The organism is Bradyrhizobium sp. SZCCHNS1022 (assembly GCF_032484835.1).
In the GTDB taxonomy this organism is placed as follows: domain Bacteria; phylum Pseudomonadota; class Alphaproteobacteria; order Rhizobiales; family Xanthobacteraceae; genus Bradyrhizobium.
In genome coordinates this window covers 105,735-126,007 of sequence record NZ_JAUETT010000004.1, presented here as the reverse complement: position 1 = coordinate 126,007, position 20,273 = coordinate 105,735, and the positions used below count along the sequence as shown (strand labels likewise).

General features: G+C 64.4%; 16 protein-coding genes. 6 read left to right on the top strand and 10 right to left on the bottom strand.

Annotation, left to right across the window (positions count from 1 at the left end; genetic code table 11):
• Positions 1-47: 47 nt before the first annotated feature.
• The 8 genes from QX071_RS23490 to QX071_RS23455 all read right to left on the bottom strand — a co-directional run bounded on the left by QX071_RS23490 (position 48) and on the right by QX071_RS23455 (position 10,365).
• Complete coding sequence (locus QX071_RS23490) at positions 48-989, bottom strand: DMT family transporter (protein WP_409977537.1); 942 nt, start codon at positions 987-989, stop codon at positions 48-50.
• Between the two features lie 201 nt (positions 990-1,190).
• Complete coding sequence (locus tag QX071_RS23485) at positions 1,191-2,030, bottom strand: aldo/keto reductase (RefSeq protein WP_315706335.1); 840 nt, start codon at positions 2,028-2,030, stop codon at positions 1,191-1,193.
• A gap of 94 nt (positions 2,031-2,124) precedes the next feature.
• Positions 2,125-3,081, bottom strand: coding sequence for an IS110 family transposase (locus QX071_RS23480; protein WP_315701447.1), 957 nt, complete (start codon positions 3,079-3,081; stop codon positions 2,125-2,127).
• Between the two features lie 261 nt (positions 3,082-3,342).
• A complete protein-coding gene (locus QX071_RS23475) occupies positions 3,343-6,036 on the bottom strand; it encodes a molybdopterin-dependent oxidoreductase (RefSeq protein WP_315706995.1) in 2,694 nt (897 codons plus the stop codon).
• A 19-nt stretch (positions 6,037-6,055) separates the two neighbouring features.
• A complete protein-coding gene (locus tag QX071_RS23470; RefSeq protein WP_315706996.1) occupies positions 6,056-7,270 on the bottom strand; it encodes an NAD(P)/FAD-dependent oxidoreductase in 1,215 nt (404 codons plus the stop codon).
• A gap of 5 nt (positions 7,271-7,275) precedes the next feature.
• The gene (locus QX071_RS23465; RefSeq protein ID WP_315706997.1) at positions 7,276-7,701 is read right to left on the bottom strand and encodes a globin family protein; all 426 of its coding nucleotides are present in this window, start codon (positions 7,699-7,701) and stop codon (positions 7,276-7,278) included.
• An 80-nt stretch (positions 7,702-7,781) separates the two neighbouring features.
• Complete coding sequence (locus QX071_RS23460) at positions 7,782-9,164, bottom strand: MFS transporter (RefSeq protein WP_315706998.1); 1,383 nt, start codon at positions 9,162-9,164, stop codon at positions 7,782-7,784.
• Positions 9,165-9,447: 283 nt separating this feature from the next.
• A complete protein-coding gene (locus QX071_RS23455; RefSeq protein ID WP_315706999.1) occupies positions 9,448-10,365 on the bottom strand; it encodes a dioxygenase in 918 nt (305 codons plus the stop codon).
• 148 nt (positions 10,366-10,513) lie between these two features.
• Here QX071_RS23455 and QX071_RS23450 point away from each other — a divergent pair, with 148 nt between their 5' ends.
• Entirely contained in the window at positions 10,514-11,788 is a 1,275-nt protein-coding gene (locus QX071_RS23450) for a serine hydrolase domain-containing protein (protein ID WP_315707000.1), read from the top strand.
• A 262-nt stretch (positions 11,789-12,050) separates the two neighbouring features.
• Entirely contained in the window at positions 12,051-13,568 is a 1,518-nt protein-coding gene (locus tag QX071_RS23445) for a sensor histidine kinase (RefSeq protein WP_315707001.1), read from the top strand.
• Positions 13,569-13,602: 34 nt separating this feature from the next.
• Here the strand turns inward: QX071_RS23445 and QX071_RS23440 are convergent, their stop codons facing one another.
• Both QX071_RS23440 and QX071_RS23435 read right to left on the bottom strand, forming a co-directional pair.
• Complete coding sequence (locus QX071_RS23440) at positions 13,603-14,337, bottom strand: cytochrome c biogenesis CcdA family protein (protein WP_315707002.1); 735 nt, start codon at positions 14,335-14,337, stop codon at positions 13,603-13,605.
• A gap of 224 nt (positions 14,338-14,561) precedes the next feature.
• A complete protein-coding gene (locus QX071_RS23435) occupies positions 14,562-14,864 on the bottom strand; it encodes a hypothetical protein (RefSeq protein WP_315707003.1) in 303 nt (100 codons plus the stop codon).
• Between the two features lie 406 nt (positions 14,865-15,270).
• Here QX071_RS23435 and QX071_RS23430 point away from each other — a divergent pair, with 406 nt between their 5' ends.
• The 4 genes from QX071_RS23430 (at position 15,271) to QX071_RS23415 (ending at position 20,242) form a co-directional block, all read left to right on the top strand.
• Positions 15,271-16,539 (top strand): LysR family transcriptional regulator, encoded by a 1,269-nt coding sequence (locus QX071_RS23430; protein WP_409977531.1) that lies wholly within the window; start codon positions 15,271-15,273, stop codon positions 16,537-16,539.
• A gap of 7 nt (positions 16,540-16,546) precedes the next feature.
• The gene (locus tag QX071_RS23425) at positions 16,547-16,942 is read left to right on the top strand and encodes a helix-turn-helix transcriptional regulator (protein ID WP_315707004.1); all 396 of its coding nucleotides are present in this window, start codon (positions 16,547-16,549) and stop codon (positions 16,940-16,942) included.
• A 796-nt stretch (positions 16,943-17,738) separates the two neighbouring features.
• The gene (locus tag QX071_RS23420) at positions 17,739-18,347 is read left to right on the top strand and encodes a helix-turn-helix domain-containing protein (RefSeq protein ID WP_315707005.1); all 609 of its coding nucleotides are present in this window, start codon (positions 17,739-17,741) and stop codon (positions 18,345-18,347) included.
• 20 nt (positions 18,348-18,367) lie between these two features.
• The gene (locus QX071_RS23415) at positions 18,368-20,242 is read left to right on the top strand and encodes an adenine deaminase (protein WP_315707006.1); all 1,875 of its coding nucleotides are present in this window, start codon (positions 18,368-18,370) and stop codon (positions 20,240-20,242) included.
• The last annotated feature ends 31 nt before the right edge of the window (positions 20,243-20,273 follow it).

Genomic DNA, 20,273 nt, shown 5'->3' with positions numbered 1-20,273 from the left:
GGAGCGAAAGCGATCCAAGCTCGAACCGCTTGCAGTCATTCCAGGCTTCACGGATTGGGCGAAGTCTCGCCAACCACGGTCAAGAGCTGCGAGCGCCGGACGCGCTCGCGATGGGCGGTATAAAGACCGCTGGAAACGATGAAGACCGCACCGGTGATGGTCCAGGCATCCGGCACCTCGCCAAAGACGACGAAGCCGAAAATGCTGGCCCACAGCAACTGGATGTAGGAGAACGGCGCCAGCACCGAGGCGTCCGCATAACGGAACGCCAGCACCACGATCCACTGTCCCGTGGTCGACGCAACGCCGACCAATAGCCCGAACAGAACGTCGTGCCAGGTCGGCGCCACCCAGACCAGCGGCACCAGGGCCGATAGCACGCAGACGCCGGCGATCGACGAATAGGTCATCGTGGTCATCACATGCTCGCGCCCGCTCATCACGCGCGTCATCACCAGCGTGCAGGCCCAGGCGAAAGCGGATGCGATCGGAAACAGCGCCGCCATCCGAAACGCGCCGGTGCCGGGACGCAGGATGATGACAACGCCCGCGAGCCCGACCATGGTCGCGATCCAGCGCCGCAGTCCGACCTTCTCGCTGAGAAAGACGATCGACAGCGCCGTGACGAACAGGGGCGCAACGAAGCTGGTGGCTGAGGCCTCCGCGATCGGCAGGTAACGCAAGCCGCTGATGAACAGGATCGAGGAGCCGAGCAGCGCCAAGCCGCGCAGCAACTGGAACCGAACACGCGTGGTCCGCAGCGCAAAGAGCGGCGAGCCGGGCAGCATCGCCGGAATCATGATCGCAGCGAATACGACGAAGCGCATCCAGGTGATCTCGATCGGCGGCAGCGTCTTGGTGAGATATTTCGCCGTGACGTCCGAGGTGGCGAGGAACAGCGTCGAGAGCAGGATCAGCGCGATGCCGCGGAACGGTCGGTCGGCCCGCGCGGGTGCGCGCCGTCGCGGCTGCGGCTTCTTCTCGGGCAAGGGGAGCGCTGCGCTATCGCGCCTCGCGGCTGCGCCGTGGGGCGGAGACACGATCAACCTCTGACTGCAGTGACGTGAACGACTCGGGCAAGGCCCGACAAGACGTCAATCGGACGCTGGCGGCAACCCGTAGAAATCGGGCAGCCGATATGCGCGTTTGCTCCGCGCAACAGGCGGTAACAATCTGTGAGCGATGCTGCACTACAGCATCGGTAATCCGCGCGGCTTCGGCCCGCGCGGAAACGCGCGATCGAGCGCAGCGATCTCGGCAGCCGTCAGATCGAGGCTTCCCGCCGCAGCATTTTCCGCTGCATGCTCGGGCGAGCCGGCTTTCGGAATCGCGAACAGCCCGGAGGCCCGGGTCAGGAAAGCGAGCGCCACCTGGCGCGGCGTCGCGGCATGCGCCTGCGCAATGCGCTGCAGCACCTGCCCACCCGGGCTCGTCGTCGTCGAAAAATCGTCATGACCGAACGGCGAATAGGCGACCACGGCGACACCATGCTCCCCGCACCAGGGGATCACCGCGTGCTCGATCGCGCGCTCCTGCAAATGATAGAGCACCTGGTTACAGGCGATCTGGCCGGGACCTGCGACCTCGAGCAGTTCATCGAGATCGTCGGCATCGAAATTGCTGACGCCCCATGAGCGGATCTTGCCCGCGCGTGTCAACTCATCGAAAGCGGCAACCGTCTCCGCGAGCGGATAGGAGCCGCGCCAGTGCAACAGGTAACAATCGAGCCGGTCGGTGTTCAGCCGCTTCAGCGAGCGCTCACAGGCCGTAATGGTGCCGCGGCGCGAGGCGTTGCTCGGCAGCACCTTGGAGACCAGGAACACCTCGTCGCGCCGACCGGCAATGGCGTCGGCGATGACGAGCTCGGCATCGCCATACATCTCCGCTGTGTCGATATGGCTCATGCCGAGATCGAGCCCGCGTTGCAGGGCGGCGATGGCGCGCTTGCGATCGCCGTGGTCGAGATACCAGGTGCCCTGCCCGATGACGGAGACGTCGGGTCCGCCGCTGCCGAAAGTTTTGTGCTTCATGGCCAACGTATAGCGGAGAGGCTGCGCGAGGTCGATTGCAGCGATATCAAAGCGACGTCACCGGGGCACGCGAAGCGTGAACCCGGCGACTGTCTTAGCTGTCAAGCGATTGCTGGGTATATCGGGTGTTGTTTTTGACCATGGTGTTTGCGGTGACCAACAGCTTTCGGGCGATGGCAATGAGGGCGAGCTTGGCGGGCTTGCCCTGTTCTCGCAGGGCTTGGTAGGCGGCTTTCATTCGGGGATTGTGACGGCTGGCGACGAGGGCGGCCATGTAGAGCGCCGTGCGCACGCAAGGGCGGCCGCCCGAGATGGCGGCACGGGGCGGCGCATTGCCGGACTGGCTGACATGCGGCGCGAGGCCGGCCAGGCTGGCGACAGCCTTGCGATCGACGCGGCCAATCTCAGGCAGTTCGGTGATCAGCACAGTGGCCACGCGCTCGCCGATCCCGGGGATCGAGGTGAGGATCTCGAAGCTGCAGGCAAGCTGCGGATCGGCGGCGATCCGGCGGTCGAGTTCGGTCTCGATCTGGCGGCACTGGGTCGTCAGAACAGAGATGGTGGCACGGTGATTGTCCAATAGGAGTGGCTCGGCGGTTTGTTTCAGCCGTGTCTTCTCCATGGCGATCATTTCCGTGAGCTGGCGACGACGTGTGGTGAGGGCCTTGAGCGTCAGCTGCTCGGCGGATGGCAATGGGCGAATGGCGTCGGTCATGGCGAGAGCGAAGCGCGCAATCAGCCGCGCGTCCAGCCTGTCGGTCTTGGCACGGCGCCCTTCAAACTCACGGAATGCCTTGATGCGGCGCGGATTGACGAGACCGACCTCGAACCCGGCCGCGCCGAGAGCGCTGACGAGTTGCCGGGCATAGGGGCCGATCGCCTCCAGCACGACACGGCCGACGCCGGCCTGGGTCAACCGCTCGACCACGGCGGCAACGCCTTCGGCAGCGTTGGCAACCCGGAAAGTCTTGCCCGAGGGAGCAAGGCCGACATCAAGAAAGCGCTGACCGACATCGATGCCGGCCGCGAGCGCAAGAGACTGAGCTGTCATGGGGATCAGACCTGTATGCGAGCTACCGGAAATCGGCGCTCATGCGACTGTTCGATCAGACAAGGCAAGCGGAGACGCCCAAGCCGGGTTACGGTCGCCGAGGCAACCGGGAATCCAACGAGCTGTCTCTACCCGCCGCCACTATGACAGTGACACCCGGTCAGATACAGGAATCTCGAGCTTGTAGAAATGGATGCAAGCCACTGTCGAGATTCCGGGCTCGATGGCTTTGCCATCGAGCCCGGAATGACGGGCAAGGTTCTAGCCCGTCGCGGCAAGACCCGGCGGTTGCGCCGGCACCTGCGCGATCAGCCGCTTCATCTCGGGAATGCACGAGCCGCAATTGGTGCCGGCCTTCAGTGCAGCGCCGAGCGCAGCCGGCGTCCTGGCGCCGGCAGCGATGGCGTCGCAGATCGTGTTGCGGCCGACGCCGAAACACGCGCAGACGATCGGGCCGCCGCTCGCCGCTCCCTCGGGCGCCCGTCCCGACAATAGCATGCGGCGCTGCTCGTCATCGAGCGAAGCCGCCGCGAACATCTCCTTCACGACGTTCCAATCGCCGGCGTCGTGCGCCGGCCCGACGAACACGCAGGTCTCGATGCGCCCGCCGGTAAAGGAGGCCGCGCGATAGACCCCGCCGCCGAAATCCATGTATTCGGCGAGGTCCTCGCTCGCGCGCGCCTTCAGCCAGGCTGGCCAGCGCGCGAGGTCGCCATTGTCGGCGAACAGATAACCGAAGCCTCCGGCGACGGCCGCGCGCGCCCACCACAGGTGCTGCGGCAGCGCGAGTTCGGTGCGCGACAGCACGAAGCCGCGGAAGACATATTCGTAAGGCGCGACCGCCGCCGGCGTCGCCTTGGACTCCGGCTGCCCAGAGAACGGGTCGGTCGTGGAGCCCACCAGCGCGCCGACGCGGGCATGGGATGCGTTGGTCTCGTTCCAATGAATCGGCGCGAACAGCATGCCACGCTGCTGACGCTCGCTAACGACGACCTTCAGGATACATTGGCCGTGATCGGTGGTGATGCGGGCAAAACCGTCGTGCACGAGGCCGTATTTCAGCGCATCATCGGGATGCACCTCGACGAATGGCTCCGGCAGATGCGCGCCCAACCGCGGGCTCAAGCCCGTGCGCGTCATCGTGTGCCACTGGTCGCGGATGCGCCCGGTATTGAGGCGCAGCGGCCGCGCCGGCGTGGTCTCGGTGCGCAGTGCCGGCACTTCCGGCGCGATGAAGCGCGCCTTGCGGTCGTTGGTGAAGAAGCCGCCATCGGCGAAGAAGCGCGACCAGGGCGGCGTGCCTTCGCGCGCGGGCCACTGCACCGGCGCCAGCGCGTCGTAGTCCTCGTCCGACAGCGAGCGCAGCGCGCCGATATCGAAATCGCGCGCGCCGTCGTTCTCGAAGGCCGACAACGCAGCATGCTCGCGGAACACATCCGCGGCGGAGCTGTAGTTGAACGCAGCACCGAAGCCCAAGCGCCTGGCGACCTCGCTCAGCATCCACCAGTCCGGCTTGGCCTCGCCGGGAGCGTCCAGGAAGGCACGCTGGCGCGAGATGCGCCGCTCCGAATTGGTCACCGTGCCGCTTTTCTCGCCCCAGGCCTGCGCCGGCAGCAGCACATGCGGCCCGGCATTCACGGTGTCGTTCGAACGCACGTTCTCAGAGACCACGAACAGCTCGAGCTTCTTCAGCGCGGATCGGACGAGGTCTGCGTCCGGCAGCGACACCGCCGGATTGGTGCCGATCACCCACAGCGCCTTGATCTCGCCGCGCGCGATCGCCTCGAACATCGCGACCGCCTTCAGCCCCTCATGGGTGGCGATATCGGGCGCCTTCCAGAACCGCCTGACACGGTCGATGTCCGGCGGCGTGAAGGCCATATGCGCGGCGAGCTGGTTGGCGAGGCCGCCGACCTCGCGGCCGCCCATCGCATTGGGCTGGCCGGTCAAGGAGAACGGGGAAGCGCCCGGCTTGCCGATGCGTCCCGTCGCAAGGTGACAATTGATGATCGCATTGACCTTGTCGGTCCCCTGCGCCGACTGGTTGACGCCTTGCGAATACAGCGTGACGACGCGGGGCGTGTCGCGGAACAGCTTGAAGAAGGCCGCGACGTCCGGCTCCGACAGGCCGGTCGCCAGCGCGGTGGCGCCAATGCTGCCGGCAATGCTGCGGGCCCGCGCGAGCGCATCATCGAACCCGCTGGTGTGCCGTTCGATATAGTCACGGTCGAGCGCACCCTGCTCGGCGAGGTGCACGAGCAGGCCGGAGAACAATGCGGTGTCGGTGCCGGGCTTCACGCCGAGGAAAAGGTCGGCTTCGCTTGCGGTGTCGGTGCGGCGCGGATCGATCACGACGAATTTGGCGCCACGGCTCTGCTTGTTGGCGAGCATGCGCTGGTACAGCACCGGATGGCACCAGGCCGCGTTCGAGCCGACGAACACCAGCAGATCGGCGAGTTCGAGATCCTCATAGGTGCCGGGCACGGTATCGGCGCCGAAGGCGCGGCGATGGCCGGCGACGGACGACGCCATGCACAGCCGCGAATTGGTATCGACATTGGCGGAGCCGATGAACCCCTTCATCAGCTTGTTGGCGACGTAGTAATCCTCGGTCAGCATCTGGCCGGAGAGATAGAACGCCACCGCATCCGCGCCGTCGCGGGCAATGATGTGCTTGAGCCGGTGCGCGACATGGTCGAGCGCGTCGCTCCAGGCGACCCGCTCCATCACACCCTTGCAGCGGATCATCGGATAAAGCAGCCGGCCGTCCTGTGTGAGCGTCTCGCCGAGCGCCGAGCCCTTGGAACAGAGCCGGCCGAGGTTGGCCGGATGCGCCGGATCGCCGGCAATGGCGGCACCACCCTGGCCGTCCGGCTTGGCGAGCACGCCGCAGCCGACGCCGCAATAAGGACAGGTGGTGCGCACCGCGCGCAGGTTCGGATTGACAGCGTTCATGGTCGTGCGTGGTCCCTCTTCACGCGGCGCGCGGCCGCGCCGTCGCGCGGCCGAACATCATCTCGGTCCTGATCGGCGCGACCGGCTCGCGGGCGCGGATCAGGTCGCGATACCAGAGCGCATCCCTGGTATCACCGATCAGCACCGCGCCCGTCAGCCGCCCCTCGGCGATCACCAGCTTCTTGTAGATGCCGCGCCTGAAATCGTTGAGCACGATGGCCTCGCTGCCGTCGGCGCCGACGTAGTCGCCGGCCGAGAACACCGAGACGCCGGAGACCTTGAGGTTGGTCGCGACGACGCTGCCCTCATAGGCGGCGCTTGCGCCGGCCAGATGCCGCGCCAACACGCGGGCCTGGTCATGGGCGGGCTCGACAAGGCCGTAACAGGTACCGCGATGCTCGGCGCATTCGCCGAGCGCGAAGATGTCCGGCGCGCTGCTCTGCATCTGGTCGTCGACGACGATGCCGCGATTGACGGCAAGACCTGCTTCCTTGGCCAGCGCGACGTTCGGCCGGATGCCGGCGGCGAAGATCACGGCCGCGGCCGCGATCCGGCGGCCGTCAGCGAGCTCGACGCCCTCCACTCTGCCGTCGCCTTCGATGCGCGCAGTATTGGCCTCGAGCAGCACCTCGATGCCCTTGCGTTCGACCAACGACTTCAAAAGGGCCGCCGCGGGCTGGTCGAGCTGCCGCTCCATCAGCCGGTCCATCAGATGCAGCAGCGTCACCGGTGTCCCGGCACGAGCGAGCCCGTAGGCCGCTTCCAGCCCGAGCAGGCCGCCGCCGATCACGACCACGCGCTTCTTCTGCGCCGCGAGGGCCAGAAGAATATCGGCGTCGCGGCTGTCGCGAAACGTGTGCACGCCGCTCAGATCCGCGCCCGGAACGTTGAGCCGGATCGGCAACGAGCCGGTCGCCAGCACCAATTTGGAGAACGCGATGCTCTCGTCATTCTCCACCTTCAGCTCGCGCCGGCCGACATCGATCTCGGTGGCGCGCGCACCGTATTTCAGGGTCACGCCACGCTCGCGCCACCATGCCGCCGGCTTCAGCTCGATTTCGTGCGAGCCGACCTCGCCCGCGAGCACCGACGACAGCAGCACGCGATTATAGGCAAGCCTCGGCTCTTCGCCGATCACAGCGACCGCATAACGGCCGAGCGCGGTCTTCGACAACTCCTCGACCAGCCGGGCTGCGGCCATGCCGTTGCCGACGATGACAAGCGGTTCGCTCAAAGCTCTTACTCCGCGGCCTGCTTGTTGCCGTAGGCTTCCGCAATCATGTAGTTCGACAGCGTGCCGTAAGCCGCGGTCCAGGCGTCCGCGACCTCCGGCGTCCAGGCATCGCCCAAGCCCTTCTCCAGCGTCCAGAGCAAGGCCGCACCGACCACCGGATAGTGCTCCGGCTTGGCGCCGTAGTCGACGTGACGGATGGCGAGCGCGCTTGCCGCCGGCAGGATGGCTTCGAGATTGGTGAGACCGTTGACGACCACCGCAAGCGTCGCCATCAGCTTCTTGCGCTGCTCGGTGAGATCGTCGGGAAACAGGGCCCGCACCTGCGGGGCGACTTCGAAGAGCCGGTCGTAGAAGATCATGGCGGCCTGATCGGAGATCGGCGCGACCTTGGCGAAGCTGTCTTGGAGCAGCGTGATCTGTGAAGGCGTCATCTGGGCGATCCAATGGTTTGAGGAAAGGCCATTCGTCAGACGAAGCGGATGGTGGTCGAGCCACCATCCGCCCCGCAGCGTCAGATGCGGGCTTCCGCAAGGCTCGGCGCGCCGGCGGTTTCCGGCGCGCGGCGCAGGTAGAACCACCAGGTGAGCGCCAGGCAGACTGCGTAGAAGGAGAGGTAGACGATGAGCGCAGTCTGCGGGCCGCCGGTCGCCGCGATCGACTTGCCGAAGCCGCTCGGGATGAAATAACCGCCGACCGCACCGATCGCGCCGATGAAGCCGACCGCCGCACCGCTCTCGATGCTCGCGGTCTTCAACGCCGCAAGACGTGCGGCATCGCCCTGGCCCTTCACCTTGTGCAGATTTTCCTCGCGGAAGATCGACGGGATCATGCGGTAGGTCGAACCGTTGCCGATGCCGGTGGTGACGAACAGAACCAGGAACGAGACCAGGAAGCCGGTGAAGTCCTTGACGCCGACGAAGTAGAGCACGCCGATCGTCGCGGCCACCATCGCGATGAAGTTCCAGAAGGTGATGATGGCACCGCCGATGCGGTCGGCCAGCAGGCCGCCGAGCGGACGCGACAGCGAGCCGACCAGCGGGCCGAGGAAGGCGATTGCGATGGTCATCGCCGGAAACTGCGTCTTGATGAGCAGCGGAAACGCCGCCGAATAGCCGATGAAGGACCCGAACGTGCCGATATAGATGAACGACATGATCCAGGTGTGCTTGCGCTTGACGATCGCAAGCTGGTTCTTGATCGAGGCCTTGGCTGAGGTCAGGTTGTTCATGAAGAAGGTGGCGCCGAACACCGCGATCGCAATCGGCAGCACCCACATCAGGCCGGCATTCTGCAGGTAGACGCCGCTGACGGGACTGGCCTGGTACAGATTGATGAGGCCGAGGCCCATCAGGATCGGGGTCAGCAGCTGCACGCTGGATACGCCGATATTGCCGCCGGCCGCATTCAGCCCGAGCGCCCAGCCCTTCATGCGGTCGGGATAGAAGAAGGAGATGTTGGTCATCGACGAGGCGAAGTTGCCGCCGCCGAGGCCGGCGGTCGAAGCGACCAGCAGCATCAGCCAGAACGGCGTTTCCGGATGGCTGACGAAATACGCAAGCGCCAGTGTCGGGATGAACAGGATCGAGGCGGAGAAGATGGTCCAGTTGCGGCCGCCGAACGTGGTCACCGCAAACGTATAGGGGAAGCGCATCAGAGACCCGATCAAGCCGGGCAGCGCGACCAGTTGAAACAACTCGTCGGTCGAATAATGAAAGCCCGCCTGCGGCAGCTTGGTCGCGACGATCGACCAGATCAGCCACACCGAGAAGCCGATATGCTCGGCGACGATCGACCAGATCAGATTGCGCCGGGCGATGATCTTGCCCGTCTTATTCCAAAACGTCTCATCCTCCGGATTCCAATCCGAGATCCAGGTCGGGTTCTGTTGGCTCATGCGAGATGTCCTTCACACGCGCGCACGCACGGGTGCACGCTCTGGGGAGGCCCCAGGCTGGCGATTTCAAATGTCGGGTGATGTGAGCTCAGCGACGGCGTCGGTGGCGTCTGCAAGCTCTTTCATTCAAGCTTCGTGCCAGCGACCACGGAGAGAGGTCTTTAAAAGAAATCAATTACTTACAGCTGCCTAAAAACAGGTCAGCCGATCAGAGGCGCCCCCAAATTTTGCGATTCGCCCACCTCCTGTGCAACGCACAAGAAGTGGGCAGTTAACTCGCCGGCTATTCCGCCGCCTCGGCAGCCGTTGCGCCCAACGGTTTCGGCGCAATCCCGGCCCCGGCCTTCATGCGGAATTCATAGGTCATCAAATGCCAAGGCGCGGCGACGGATTCGCCGTCCGGCATCACCGGATCCGTGCGTCGCTCGACCTGCGCGATGAGTTCGTCCTTCACGCCGAACACGACGTCACTGTCGAGATATTTGTCGCCCCCGATGAAGACGTGGGTGATGAGAGGCTCGTAACCCTTGGCATCGACCAGAAAATGCACATGCGCCGGCCGCATCGGATGGCGCTGCGCATAGAGGATCATTCCACCGACAGGACCATCGGTCGGGATCGGATAGCTGCATGGCAGGATGGTACGGAAGAAAAAGCGGCCGTCGGAGTCGGTGATGAAGCGAGCCCGCAAGGATGGCCCCTCCGTCTCATAGGCCGGCCGCTGCGAATCGTAGAAGCCTTCGTCGTCGGCGTGCCATACGTCGACCGCCGCGCCCGCGACCGGCGCACCGGCGGGATCCGTGACCCGGCCCTGCACGAACATCTTCTCACCCACGCTCGTTCCAGAGATATCCGTGCCATGAGCCATGACCTTGTGCTCGCCGACATAGAACGGGCCGAGCACGGTGGTCTCGGTGGCTCCTCCGCGCTCGCGATGATTGACCGCATCGACCAGCATGGACACGCCGAGCACGTCGGACAGCAGGATGAACTCCTGCCGGCTCGCGGTGCATTTCTGCCCGGTGCGGGTCAGGAAATCGACCGCACTCGCCCATTCGTCGAAGGTAGGATTGGTCTTGCGGACATAGTCGTGCAGCGACTTCACCAATTCCTGCAGCAGGAATTTCGTCCGCGCATCCGGCGTGCGCTCGAAGCTGGCGACGACGGCCTCAGTGAGCTGGGCTTCGTTGAATTGGGTCATTGGCAGTCCTCCCTTGCGTCAAGGCTACACCAGGCATGCTACCTCTGTAAGCTGGCTCCCTTGGAATGGTAGCCGGTTTTCGGCTATCAAGATCATGTCGCGAAGAAGAGACCCCAACGAAACCCGCACGACGGATGGAGATGCCCTGATGCTTGCCCCCACGACCGCCGTCCCCGAATCCGCTGGCATGTCCAAGGCTGCACTCGAGCGGATCGATGCACATCTGAAGGCCCGTTATGTCGACAGCGGCCGCTTCCCGGGCACCCAGCTGCTGGTCTATCGACGCGGCCACGTGGTGCATATGAGTTCGATCGGGCTTGCCGATGTCGAGCGCAACGTGCCCGTCAAGGACGATACGATCTACCGCATCTACTCGATGACAAAGCCGATCACCTCGGTCGCCTTCATGATGCTGTTCGAGGAAGGCAAGGTCGCGCTCGACGACTCCGTCGCCAAATATATTCCGGAATGGAAAAACCTCGGCGTGTTCGTCGCGGGCACCGCGCCCGCCTTCGTGACCCGGCCGCCGGCCCGGCCGATGCAGATCGTCGATCTGTTGCGGCACACATCGGGCCTCACCTACGGCTTCCAGCAGCGCTCCAACGTGGACGCAGCCTATCGGGAGGCGAAGATCGGCGCGGTGGAAAAGGCCGGTACGATGCAGTCGATGATCGCAGACCTCGCAAAAATCCCGTTGGAATTCTCCCCGGGCGAAGCCTGGAACTACTCGGTCTCGACCGACGTGATCGGCTACCTGATTGGCAAGATCGCCGACCAGCCGTTCGAGCAATTCCTGAAAGAACGCATCTTCGATCCGCTCGGGATGAGCGACACCGATTTCCACGTACCGGCCGCCAAGGCGCACCGGCTCGCCGCATGCTATTCGGCCGATGCGGGCGGCGGACTGAGCTTCCATGCCGCCGAGCGCAAAGGCGGCCTCACGCTGCAGGACGACCCGGCCACCAGCACGTTCCTGTCACCGCCGGATTTCATCTCGGGCGGCGGCGGCCTCTGCTCCACCTCGTCTGACTATCTCACCTTCTGCCGCGCGCTGATCAAGGGCGGCGAGCTGGGCGGCGTGCGCCTCCTGGGACCGAAAACGCTGCAGCTGATGACGTCCAACCACCTGCCCGGTGGCGTCGACCTGCCGGCGATGTCGCGCTCGATGTTCGCGGAGGCAGCCTATAACGGCATCGGTTTCGGACTCGGCTTCTCGGTCACGATGGACCCAGCAAAGACACTGATCCCGGGCAGCGCCGGCGAATATGCCTGGGGCGGCGCGGCCTCCACCGCATTCTGGATCGATCCCGCCGAGGAGCTGATCACGATCTTCATGACCCAGGTCCTGCCGTCGAGCGCCTATCCGATCCGGCGCGAGCTGCGTACCATGGTCTACGCCGCGATCACAGATAGCAATCTTTGATCGACAGCACCAGAAATGTTGCAACGGCGGCGCGCGCGGAACCTGCCATCTGCGCGGTAAAGCGCTTGGCGAATGGTGATCGCCCCTCCTATGCTGACGATGATGTGAACGGCTGCCCGCCGCAACATGTGTTGCTGAGGCAGCCGCGCCGGCATGATATCCTGCAGCCTTCTTGAGACCAGCGCGTGCTGGACCTGATGCCTCAAGGTCTCCTGTCGCCGCACCCATGGGCGCATCGGGGGCAATTAGAAACGGAACACCGTTGCCGAAGCTCTCCCTGCCCGTCCGGCTTGCCCTCCTGGTCGCAGGGACCACGCTACCCTTGATCGTGTTCGCAGGTGGCATCGTCTTCCACAACTACGTACAGGACCGCAACGAGGCCCGGCAACGCGTGCTGGACACGGTGCACAGCATCCGTTTGACGCTCGATGCCGAGATGCAGAGGATGACCGGAGGAGTGCAGGTCCTCGCGCTCACCGATGCTTTGAAGTCTGGCGACTTCGAACGCTTCCGCCCGATCGCGATGGGCTTCCTCGAGCAGTACGGCAAGGACGGCACCATCCTCGTCTGCGACCGCGACGGACATCAGCTGTTCTCCTCCGCAACGACCGATACGGCAAGCCTGCCTGCGCGCAACAACCGGGAGATCGTCGAACAGGTCTTCAGGACGCGGCAGCCGCAATATTCGAACCTGTTCTTCGGCGCCATGAAGAGACAACAGGTAGTAACAGTGGAGGTGCCGGTGTTTCGCGACGGCGAGGTGATCTACGAGATCTCCTTCAGTCCGCCGATCGCGATGTTCCAGACCATGCTGGAAAAGCAGCAACCGAGCACCGATTGGACGCTGTCACTGCTCGACCGTGACGGCATCGTCTTCGCCCGCGTTCCCAATCCCGCTGATACGATCGGCAAGCGCGCGTCCGACTCCGTATACGAAGCGATGATGCAACGGCAGGAAGCAACGCTGTCGAGCGTCTCGCTCGACGGCGTGCCGCTGATGTCGAGCTTTACCCATTCCGCACTCACCGGCTGGATCATCGGCGCTGGGGTTGCCGAACACTCGCTGGTTGCGCCGCTGTGGCGTAACCTCGCCGTCACCAGCCTGATCGGCGGCGTGCTGCTCGCCATCGGGCTCGCCTTCGCGGTGCGGATGGCGACCACGATCGCACGCGGCGAAATGCTGCACGACCTCCTGATCGAGGAGCTCAATCACCGGGTCAAGAATACGCTGGCGATCCTGCAGGCGATCGCCGTGCAGACCTTCCGCAGTGCGAGCCGCACGGAGCGCGAGAAATTCGAGGGACGGCTCGGTGCGCTCGCCGAGGCGCACAACCTGCTCAGCAAAGAGAAATGGCAGGGCTCCGAACTCGACGACGTGATCAGGCGCGTGCTGAAGCCCTACCAGCTGAGCAGCCCCGATCGCATCAGGATGTCCGGCCCTCAGGTGCCGCTGTCGCCGCGGCTCGCCCTCGTGCTGTCGATGATCGTGCACGAGATCGCGACCAACGCCGCCAAATATGGCGCGCTCTCCAACGACAGCGGGACGGTCGATCTCTCCTGGGATCTGCTTCTCGACAAGGATGTGACCAAGTTGCAAGCCCCGAAGCTCAGGGTGGTATGGCGCGAATCCGGCGGCCCCGTGGTGGCCGCGCCGATCCGGCGCGGATTCGGCTCGCGGCTGATCGAGCGCAGCGCCCGCGACCAGCTCGGCGGCGAGGCCACCGTCGACTTCCTGCCGCGCGGCGTGGTCTACACCATCACTTGCGCCCTGGAGCAGTGATTTGGAGCAGTGCCCCGGGGAGCAGTGAGCGGTCTCAGCCGAACCTCTGCAGGGCCGGAAAAGTCTCCAGGAGCCAGATGCTGAAGCTCGACACCGCGCCGGTCAAAAAGCCGATGCCGGTGACGATCATCAAGACGCCCATCGCGCGTTCGATATTGACGAGGTGGCCGCGCATCCGCGCGAGCAGCGTGGAGAATTGCTCGATCATGAAGGCTGCGATCAGGAACGGAATTCCGAGCCCCGCCGAATAGACCGCGAGCAGGCCGGCGCCCTTCGCGACGGTGGCTTCGGCTGCCGCAATCGACAGGATCGCGGCCAGGATCGGGCCGATGCAGGGCGTCCAGCCGAAAGCGAAGGCAAGCCCCATCACATAGGCCCCCCAGAGTCCGACAGGCTTTGGAATCGGCAAGCGTCCCTCACGCATCAGCAGGCTGATGCGGGTGAGCCCCAGGAAGTGCAGGCCCATCACCACGATGACGATACCGGCCAGGATCGAAAGCTCCTGCGACCAGGTCCGGATCAATTCTCCGATCAGCGAGGCGCTCGCGCCCAGCATGACGAAGACGGTGGAGAAGCCGAGCACGAACAGCGCGGCCGAAATCATCACGGCGCGTTGTGAAACTGCCGGGGGCTCGTCGCTCTCGATATGCTCGATCGTTGCACCGGTCAGATAGACCAGATAGGGCGGGACCAGAGGCAGCACGCAGGGCGAGAGGAAGCTGACGAGGCCCGCGATCAGCGCAGCCGGAATCGACACGTTTTGAATCATGCGGTACCTGCAAAGTCCTCGCCGGGGCCGAACGCCAGCAGCCGGCGCTACGCCGCGTCATGCAGCCGATGCAGGAAATACGCAAGAGAATGCGCGGACAGTTGGGCCGGCCACATCGCCCCTGTGAACCGAGTTATCAGCCATTTCAACCGGGCTTCAGCCAAAGGGACCGGTTGCGCCGATCACAAACGCGCCATTCAACGCGTCCAAGACATGGTGGTGGTCTACTTGACGAGCCTCAGGAGCGGCCGCCGGCGCTGGCCCGGCTGAAGTTTCGGATCGCGCAGCTTGTTCGGATTGTCAGCCTGGACCATCTCGTCGCACAGGGCCTGCAAATCCTCCTCGCTGAGATCATTCAGCTTCATCCGGAGGTCGAGAACCGCAACCGAAACCAAATGCGCCGTATCCCGCTGACCTGCTGCGGCCAGCGCTGCGCGGCACTGCTCAAGCGTGGCAAGCACAGCAAGCATCTGTTCGTCTGAATTAACCACAGCCATATTCCGTTTTTTGCCAATAACGAAGTACAAGTGGGTTGATCCCGTTGGTGCGCACGGCCCGCGGACGCAGCATATCTGCCCCTTCCGACCTTTGCGTCACCCTCTCCCTGCCCGCGCACCACAGGCCCACCATCCCATGGGCGCACGGATCGAACGCTCGGTGCAAAGCCTCGCGGCCCAAGTCGATCGACTTCAAGTCGGTCGACCTGACAAACCGTTCAGCACGATAGCATGTCGCGCCATCTCCTTCGAATACCATTTCGTTGCAGCTCGATAAAAAGCATCCGTGGTCAAAACCAGCGGAAGATCCCGTCATTCGCCACACCGGCAGGCTGGCCGAGACCGGTATGACGGTACGGCGAAGATCACACACCTCTCGTTCCGGCATGGCAGATCGGCCAACATCGGCCTCAAAATCCATGGCGCGGAACCAACCATGTCCGTATTTTGGCGTCTATCAGTCTATCAGGCGGAGACGGCTTGTATGCGCTTTGCAAGGGAACGGGGCGTTCCTCAGGAGGAACACCGGACCGATGGTCCAGACCAGCCCGCGCTGGATGCGGCGGGCTTTGCAGAGGCTGCGGGACCGGGGCTTGTGCCGGGCGATTCGACTATCGCTGATAGCGGCGGAGGACCCGCCCTGGGCAGACCGCCACTGCGCGGCCTGGCGGGCAAATCCGGACCACCTAAGGTCGCGATCGGCAAGCTGCCACTTCCCAGCTTGCACGACTGGGACGCCGCACGCATTTTCCTGGAGGTCGTGCGCGCAGGGAGCTTCCGCTCGGCCGCCGAGCGGCTCAGCCTCTCCATCAATGCGGTGCGCCGTCGCATCGATGATTTCGAGCGTCAGGTCGGCGCGACACTATTCACCCGGGACGTGCATGGCGCCAGACTGACCGATGAGGGCGCCCTGGTGGTGTCCGCGGTCGAACGCATGGAGGCGGCCGCCTTCGAGCTCCTGCGCGCCGGCGACAGCGTCGCCAACGCGGCCTCCGGCGAGGTCAGGGTCGCCGTGACCGAAGGACTCGGCACATTCTGGCTCGCGCCGCGCCTGGTCGAATTTCAACAATCGTTTCCCAATATCTCGATCGATCTCCACTGCGCGATGCGATCTGCCGACGTGTCGCGGCATGAGGCCGACGTCGCCATTCATCTGTCACGGCCTGCTGCGCTCGACGTCAAGCTGGTCAGGCTCGGCCGCATGCACCTGATGTTCTTTGCGAGCCGGAAATATCTGGAAACACACGGATCGCCCAAGACGGTTGACGATCTCGCCAAACACCGCATGGTGTTGCAGGTCGCGGATGAAGCCGCTGCGAACGAAGCCTTCGTGAGCCTGTTTCCCGGTCATGATCAGCGTGACCTGATAGGGATGAGGACGAATGTCTCGAGTGCAAACTACTGGGCCGTCGCCCATGGGGCCGGAATCGGGGTATTTCCGACCTATGCCTGTGCGCTAGGCGGGAAGATTATACCTCTTGAGGTTGATTTGCGCTGGTCTTACGATATCTGGCTGACGTATCATGCGACAAGCGGCCGCATCCCTAGGGTGCGGCACATGATCGACTGGCTTGTGGAGGCCTTTAACCCCGGCAAATACCCGTGGTTCAAGGACGAATTCATCCATCCACAACAACTTAAAACAGTATATATGGGTGAACCCCTGACCCATCTGTTCGGGGGATTTTCAACTGAAGGACGGTAACACTCGAATGAACAAATCAGCGGCAAAAAAAATGAAACAGCGCAGTGCCGGCAAACCTGACATTGAACTCGGTAAGCGCATTCGGCTGCGGCGCGTGGAACAAAAGATCTCGCAGGCTGAACTCGGCGAAAAGCTCGGGGTGAGCTTCCAGCAGGTTCAGAAGTACGAGAAGGGCGTCAATCGCGTCGGCGCTGCGCGTCTGCAGCAGATTGCCAACGCGCTCGATGTGCCCGTCACCTTCTTCTATGACGGCGACGGCAAGGCGCGTGAGGTCGAGAGCCTCCTGTTTCTGGACAGCGCTTTCAGCCTGCGGTTGCTACGCGCCTACAGCAAGATCAAGGACCAGACCGTGCAGCGTCAGCTGGTGGCCCTGATGGAATCGATCGCGGCCAACGAGGAATAGAATCGAGCCGTATCTGACGTCGTCAGATACGACCACCTCATGCCAGTGAAGTAGTTTCGCTCGAGGGCGCGACTTGGGGGCGCCGAGCATGATGCTAACTCGAGCGAGTTCACTGCATCGGTGTCGATAAGACAGGCCATCCGGCGGGATGAGCCATTTGACAAGACGACAAGCCATAGTGGCCGGGCTCCCCCGGCCTTATCGGCCGCAATGGCCAGCTTTGGCGTCACGTCCCCTAGGTTTCATCGGAGTCATTCGCCTGACGCCCATTCGGCAGTCCGGCGGCCTTTGCTGCTGCGGCGACCATTTTGCGGAGTCCGGCGCTTGGCCCCCCCGTGTGACCGCTTACGCCTCATGATTGATGGTAACGCGAGATGAATCGGCGCTACCGGCGCGCCGAGCTCCATCGACCTCAAAGCGCCCGATCACTCCCTTCGCGATATCGATCGCGCCGCTCGGGCGCCGAGATGGCGACGCCAAGTTGCCGAGGGATGAGAGCCGGCGCGCCATGGGCGATCAAGCTCACGGGCGACGCTTTCATTGATTCCGAAGACCACCGCGACGGGCCACCTCGCTTCCGCAGGAAAGCGCAAGCCGCAGTCCAAGGGGAGTGAGCCGCTCCCCCGCGCGCCGCTCCTGACGCAAAAGCGGCGCTTCATTACGCAAAAGCGGCGCTTCATTTTGCGGCGCCCGTGCCCGCAAAATCGTCTTGCCGCCCTGCGGGCACAGATGTCACCTTTCTGACATGAGTGCAGTTCAGCGACATCCGACCAATGTCCGGGACGAATACGCCGCCATGACACGGCAACGCATCGTCGCGGCGTTCGTCGAGACTCTCGAGGACGAGGCTGCCGACGATACGTCCATGGCCGCCGTCGCAAAGCGCGCCGGCATCGCCGAGCGGACCATCTACCGTCACTTCAAGAACCGCGCCGAGCTGATGGAAGCAGCCGCCGAATGGATCGAGAACAGCGTGTTCGGCTACATCCCGTTCAGCACGCCGGACGAACTGCCGACGACCTTCCGTGAGCTGTGCCGGCGCTACGACCGACATCCGCAGCTCGCGCGCGCCCTGGCGCTGACACGTGCCGGCCGCTCCATGCGCGCGGAATTCCGGCGCCGCCTGATCCGGCAGCATCGCAAGGCGATGGCCCCGCTCGTCAGGAATTTGACGCCGAAGGAGGCCCGGCAGGCTGAGGCCCTCGCCGCCTATCTCAACAATACGCTGGCCTGGAATGCGCTGCGCGAGGACTTCGGCATGTCGAGCGCCGAGATCGCCGACGCGATCGAATGGGCGACGACGACACTCATGAAGGACGTTCGCCGGCGGGATGCGGCTGCTGCGAAGCAGGCGACGCCTGCCGCCGACGCATCATCGCGCAAAGGCCGGGCGGCCAAGCCATAGGCATAGCAAGGACGATTGGTATGGTGCTCGTGCCGGACACTGCAGACGACCTTCTGATCGATGCCACGCAAGAGGTCCGGCTCCGCCAGGATCTGGTCCTGACCGCGCTGGGCCGTCGTCCCGCCTGCCGCGCGCTGCAGGTCGGCCGCCTGCTCGACGTGCACAGCCGCACTTGGAGCGAGGACCAGGAGATCGTCTTCAAGGGACGGCGTATCGCCTGGGTCGGCCCGGCCGGAAGCTTTCCGGGCGAGGTGGGTGAACGCGTGCATCGGCCGGACCTCGCAGCTGTGCCCGGCTTCGGGGAGGTGCACAAGCACATCGAGAGCTCGCATCTGACCCCCGAATGGGAGGCAGCCCTGGTCCTGCCGCGCGGCAATACCTGGACCTGCGAGGCGAGCCACGAATTCTCGAACGTCAATGGGGTACGCAATCTCGAGTTCTGGTTCGAAGCGCGCCGCCGTGGTTCGCCGCTGAAGATCTTTCCGCAGCCGGGCTCAGCAGTGCCGCCCACCGCCTATGAGTGGGGTGGCGGCTGGTATGGCGGCGCGGAGCAGGCGCGCTTCATGCGCGAGAGCCTGATGGTCACCGGCCTCGACGAGGTGATGGACTGGCCGGCAGTCTGGAATCCGGACAATCCCTCCTATGAGCGGCTCTGGAGCATGATCGGCGCGACCTTCGCGGCGCGAGGGGTCGTCGAGGGCCATGCCTCGGGCTTGCGCGAGCTGCCGGAGATCAACGCCTTCGCCGCCGCCGGCCTTGCCTCCGACCATGAGGTGCAGACGCCGGAGGAAACCTGGGACAAGCTGACCCGCGGTCTCTTCATCGAGCTGCGCATCTACGCGATGCCCGAGATCGTCGCCTGGCTGCTGAAGAAGGGCCTTAAGGACTGGTCGCAGATCGCATTCACCACGGACGACCGCAGCGCCAGCCACACGCTGGCGCTCGGCGCCAGCGATCACAATGCGCGCGTCGCGATCGAGGCCGGTCTTGCTCCGGAAATCGCGATCCAGTGCCTCACCATCAACCCCGCACGGCATATGCGGCTGACACCGTTCGTCGGCAGCCTCGCGCCCGGCCGATTCGGTGACGTCGTGCTGTTGTCGGACGTCGAGAACCTCACGATCGCGGAGGTCTGGGCCGACGGCCGCCAGGTCTCAGAAGGGACGCGCTATCTCGGCGAGGTGCCCCGCATCGCCTGGCCGGACTGGGCCACCAAGACGATCAACATCAAGCGCGAAATCATGCCGGAGGATTTCGCGCTGCCGGCTGCCGCCGGGCGCACGACGATGCAGGCGGCCGTGATCCGCCCATTCCATTGGCATCCCGATTTCTACTCGTTCGAATTGCCCGTGCGTGACGGCGCCGTACAGCGCGACGAGAACCTCGCCATCACCAAATTCGCCATTGTCGATCGCTTCTCGGGCGATGGCCGGGTGTCGAAGATGTTCTGGAAGGGCTGCGGCCCGCGCACGCCGGAGACGGCGCTGGCCTGCTCGGTCGCCCATGACAAGCACAACATCTGGGTGGTCGGCTCGTCGGATGCAGCGATGGCCAAGGCCGTCAACGCGCTCGTCGCCCAGCAGGGCGGTTGGGCGCTCGTGCGCGAAGGCGAACTCGCGGCTACCGTCCGCTTCGAGGTCGGCGGTCTCATGAGCTGCCGTTCCGCCGAGGCGCTCGATGCGGAGATGCAAGCTCTCTACGCCGAAGGCCGCAAGGTCGACTGGATGTACGAGCCGACGTTCCGGCCGCGCTGGTATCCCGGCTTTCCCGAGCGGCTGATGTTCGCGACCCTGACCTGCGCGCCCTGGAGCTGGGTCCTGGTCGCCCCCTGCGAGCAGGCACCGCTCGGCTTCATCAACGTGCAGACCGGCAAGACCCACCCGGTGGTGTGGTGATCAGGCGTCGAAAGACCGCGCAAGGACGGAG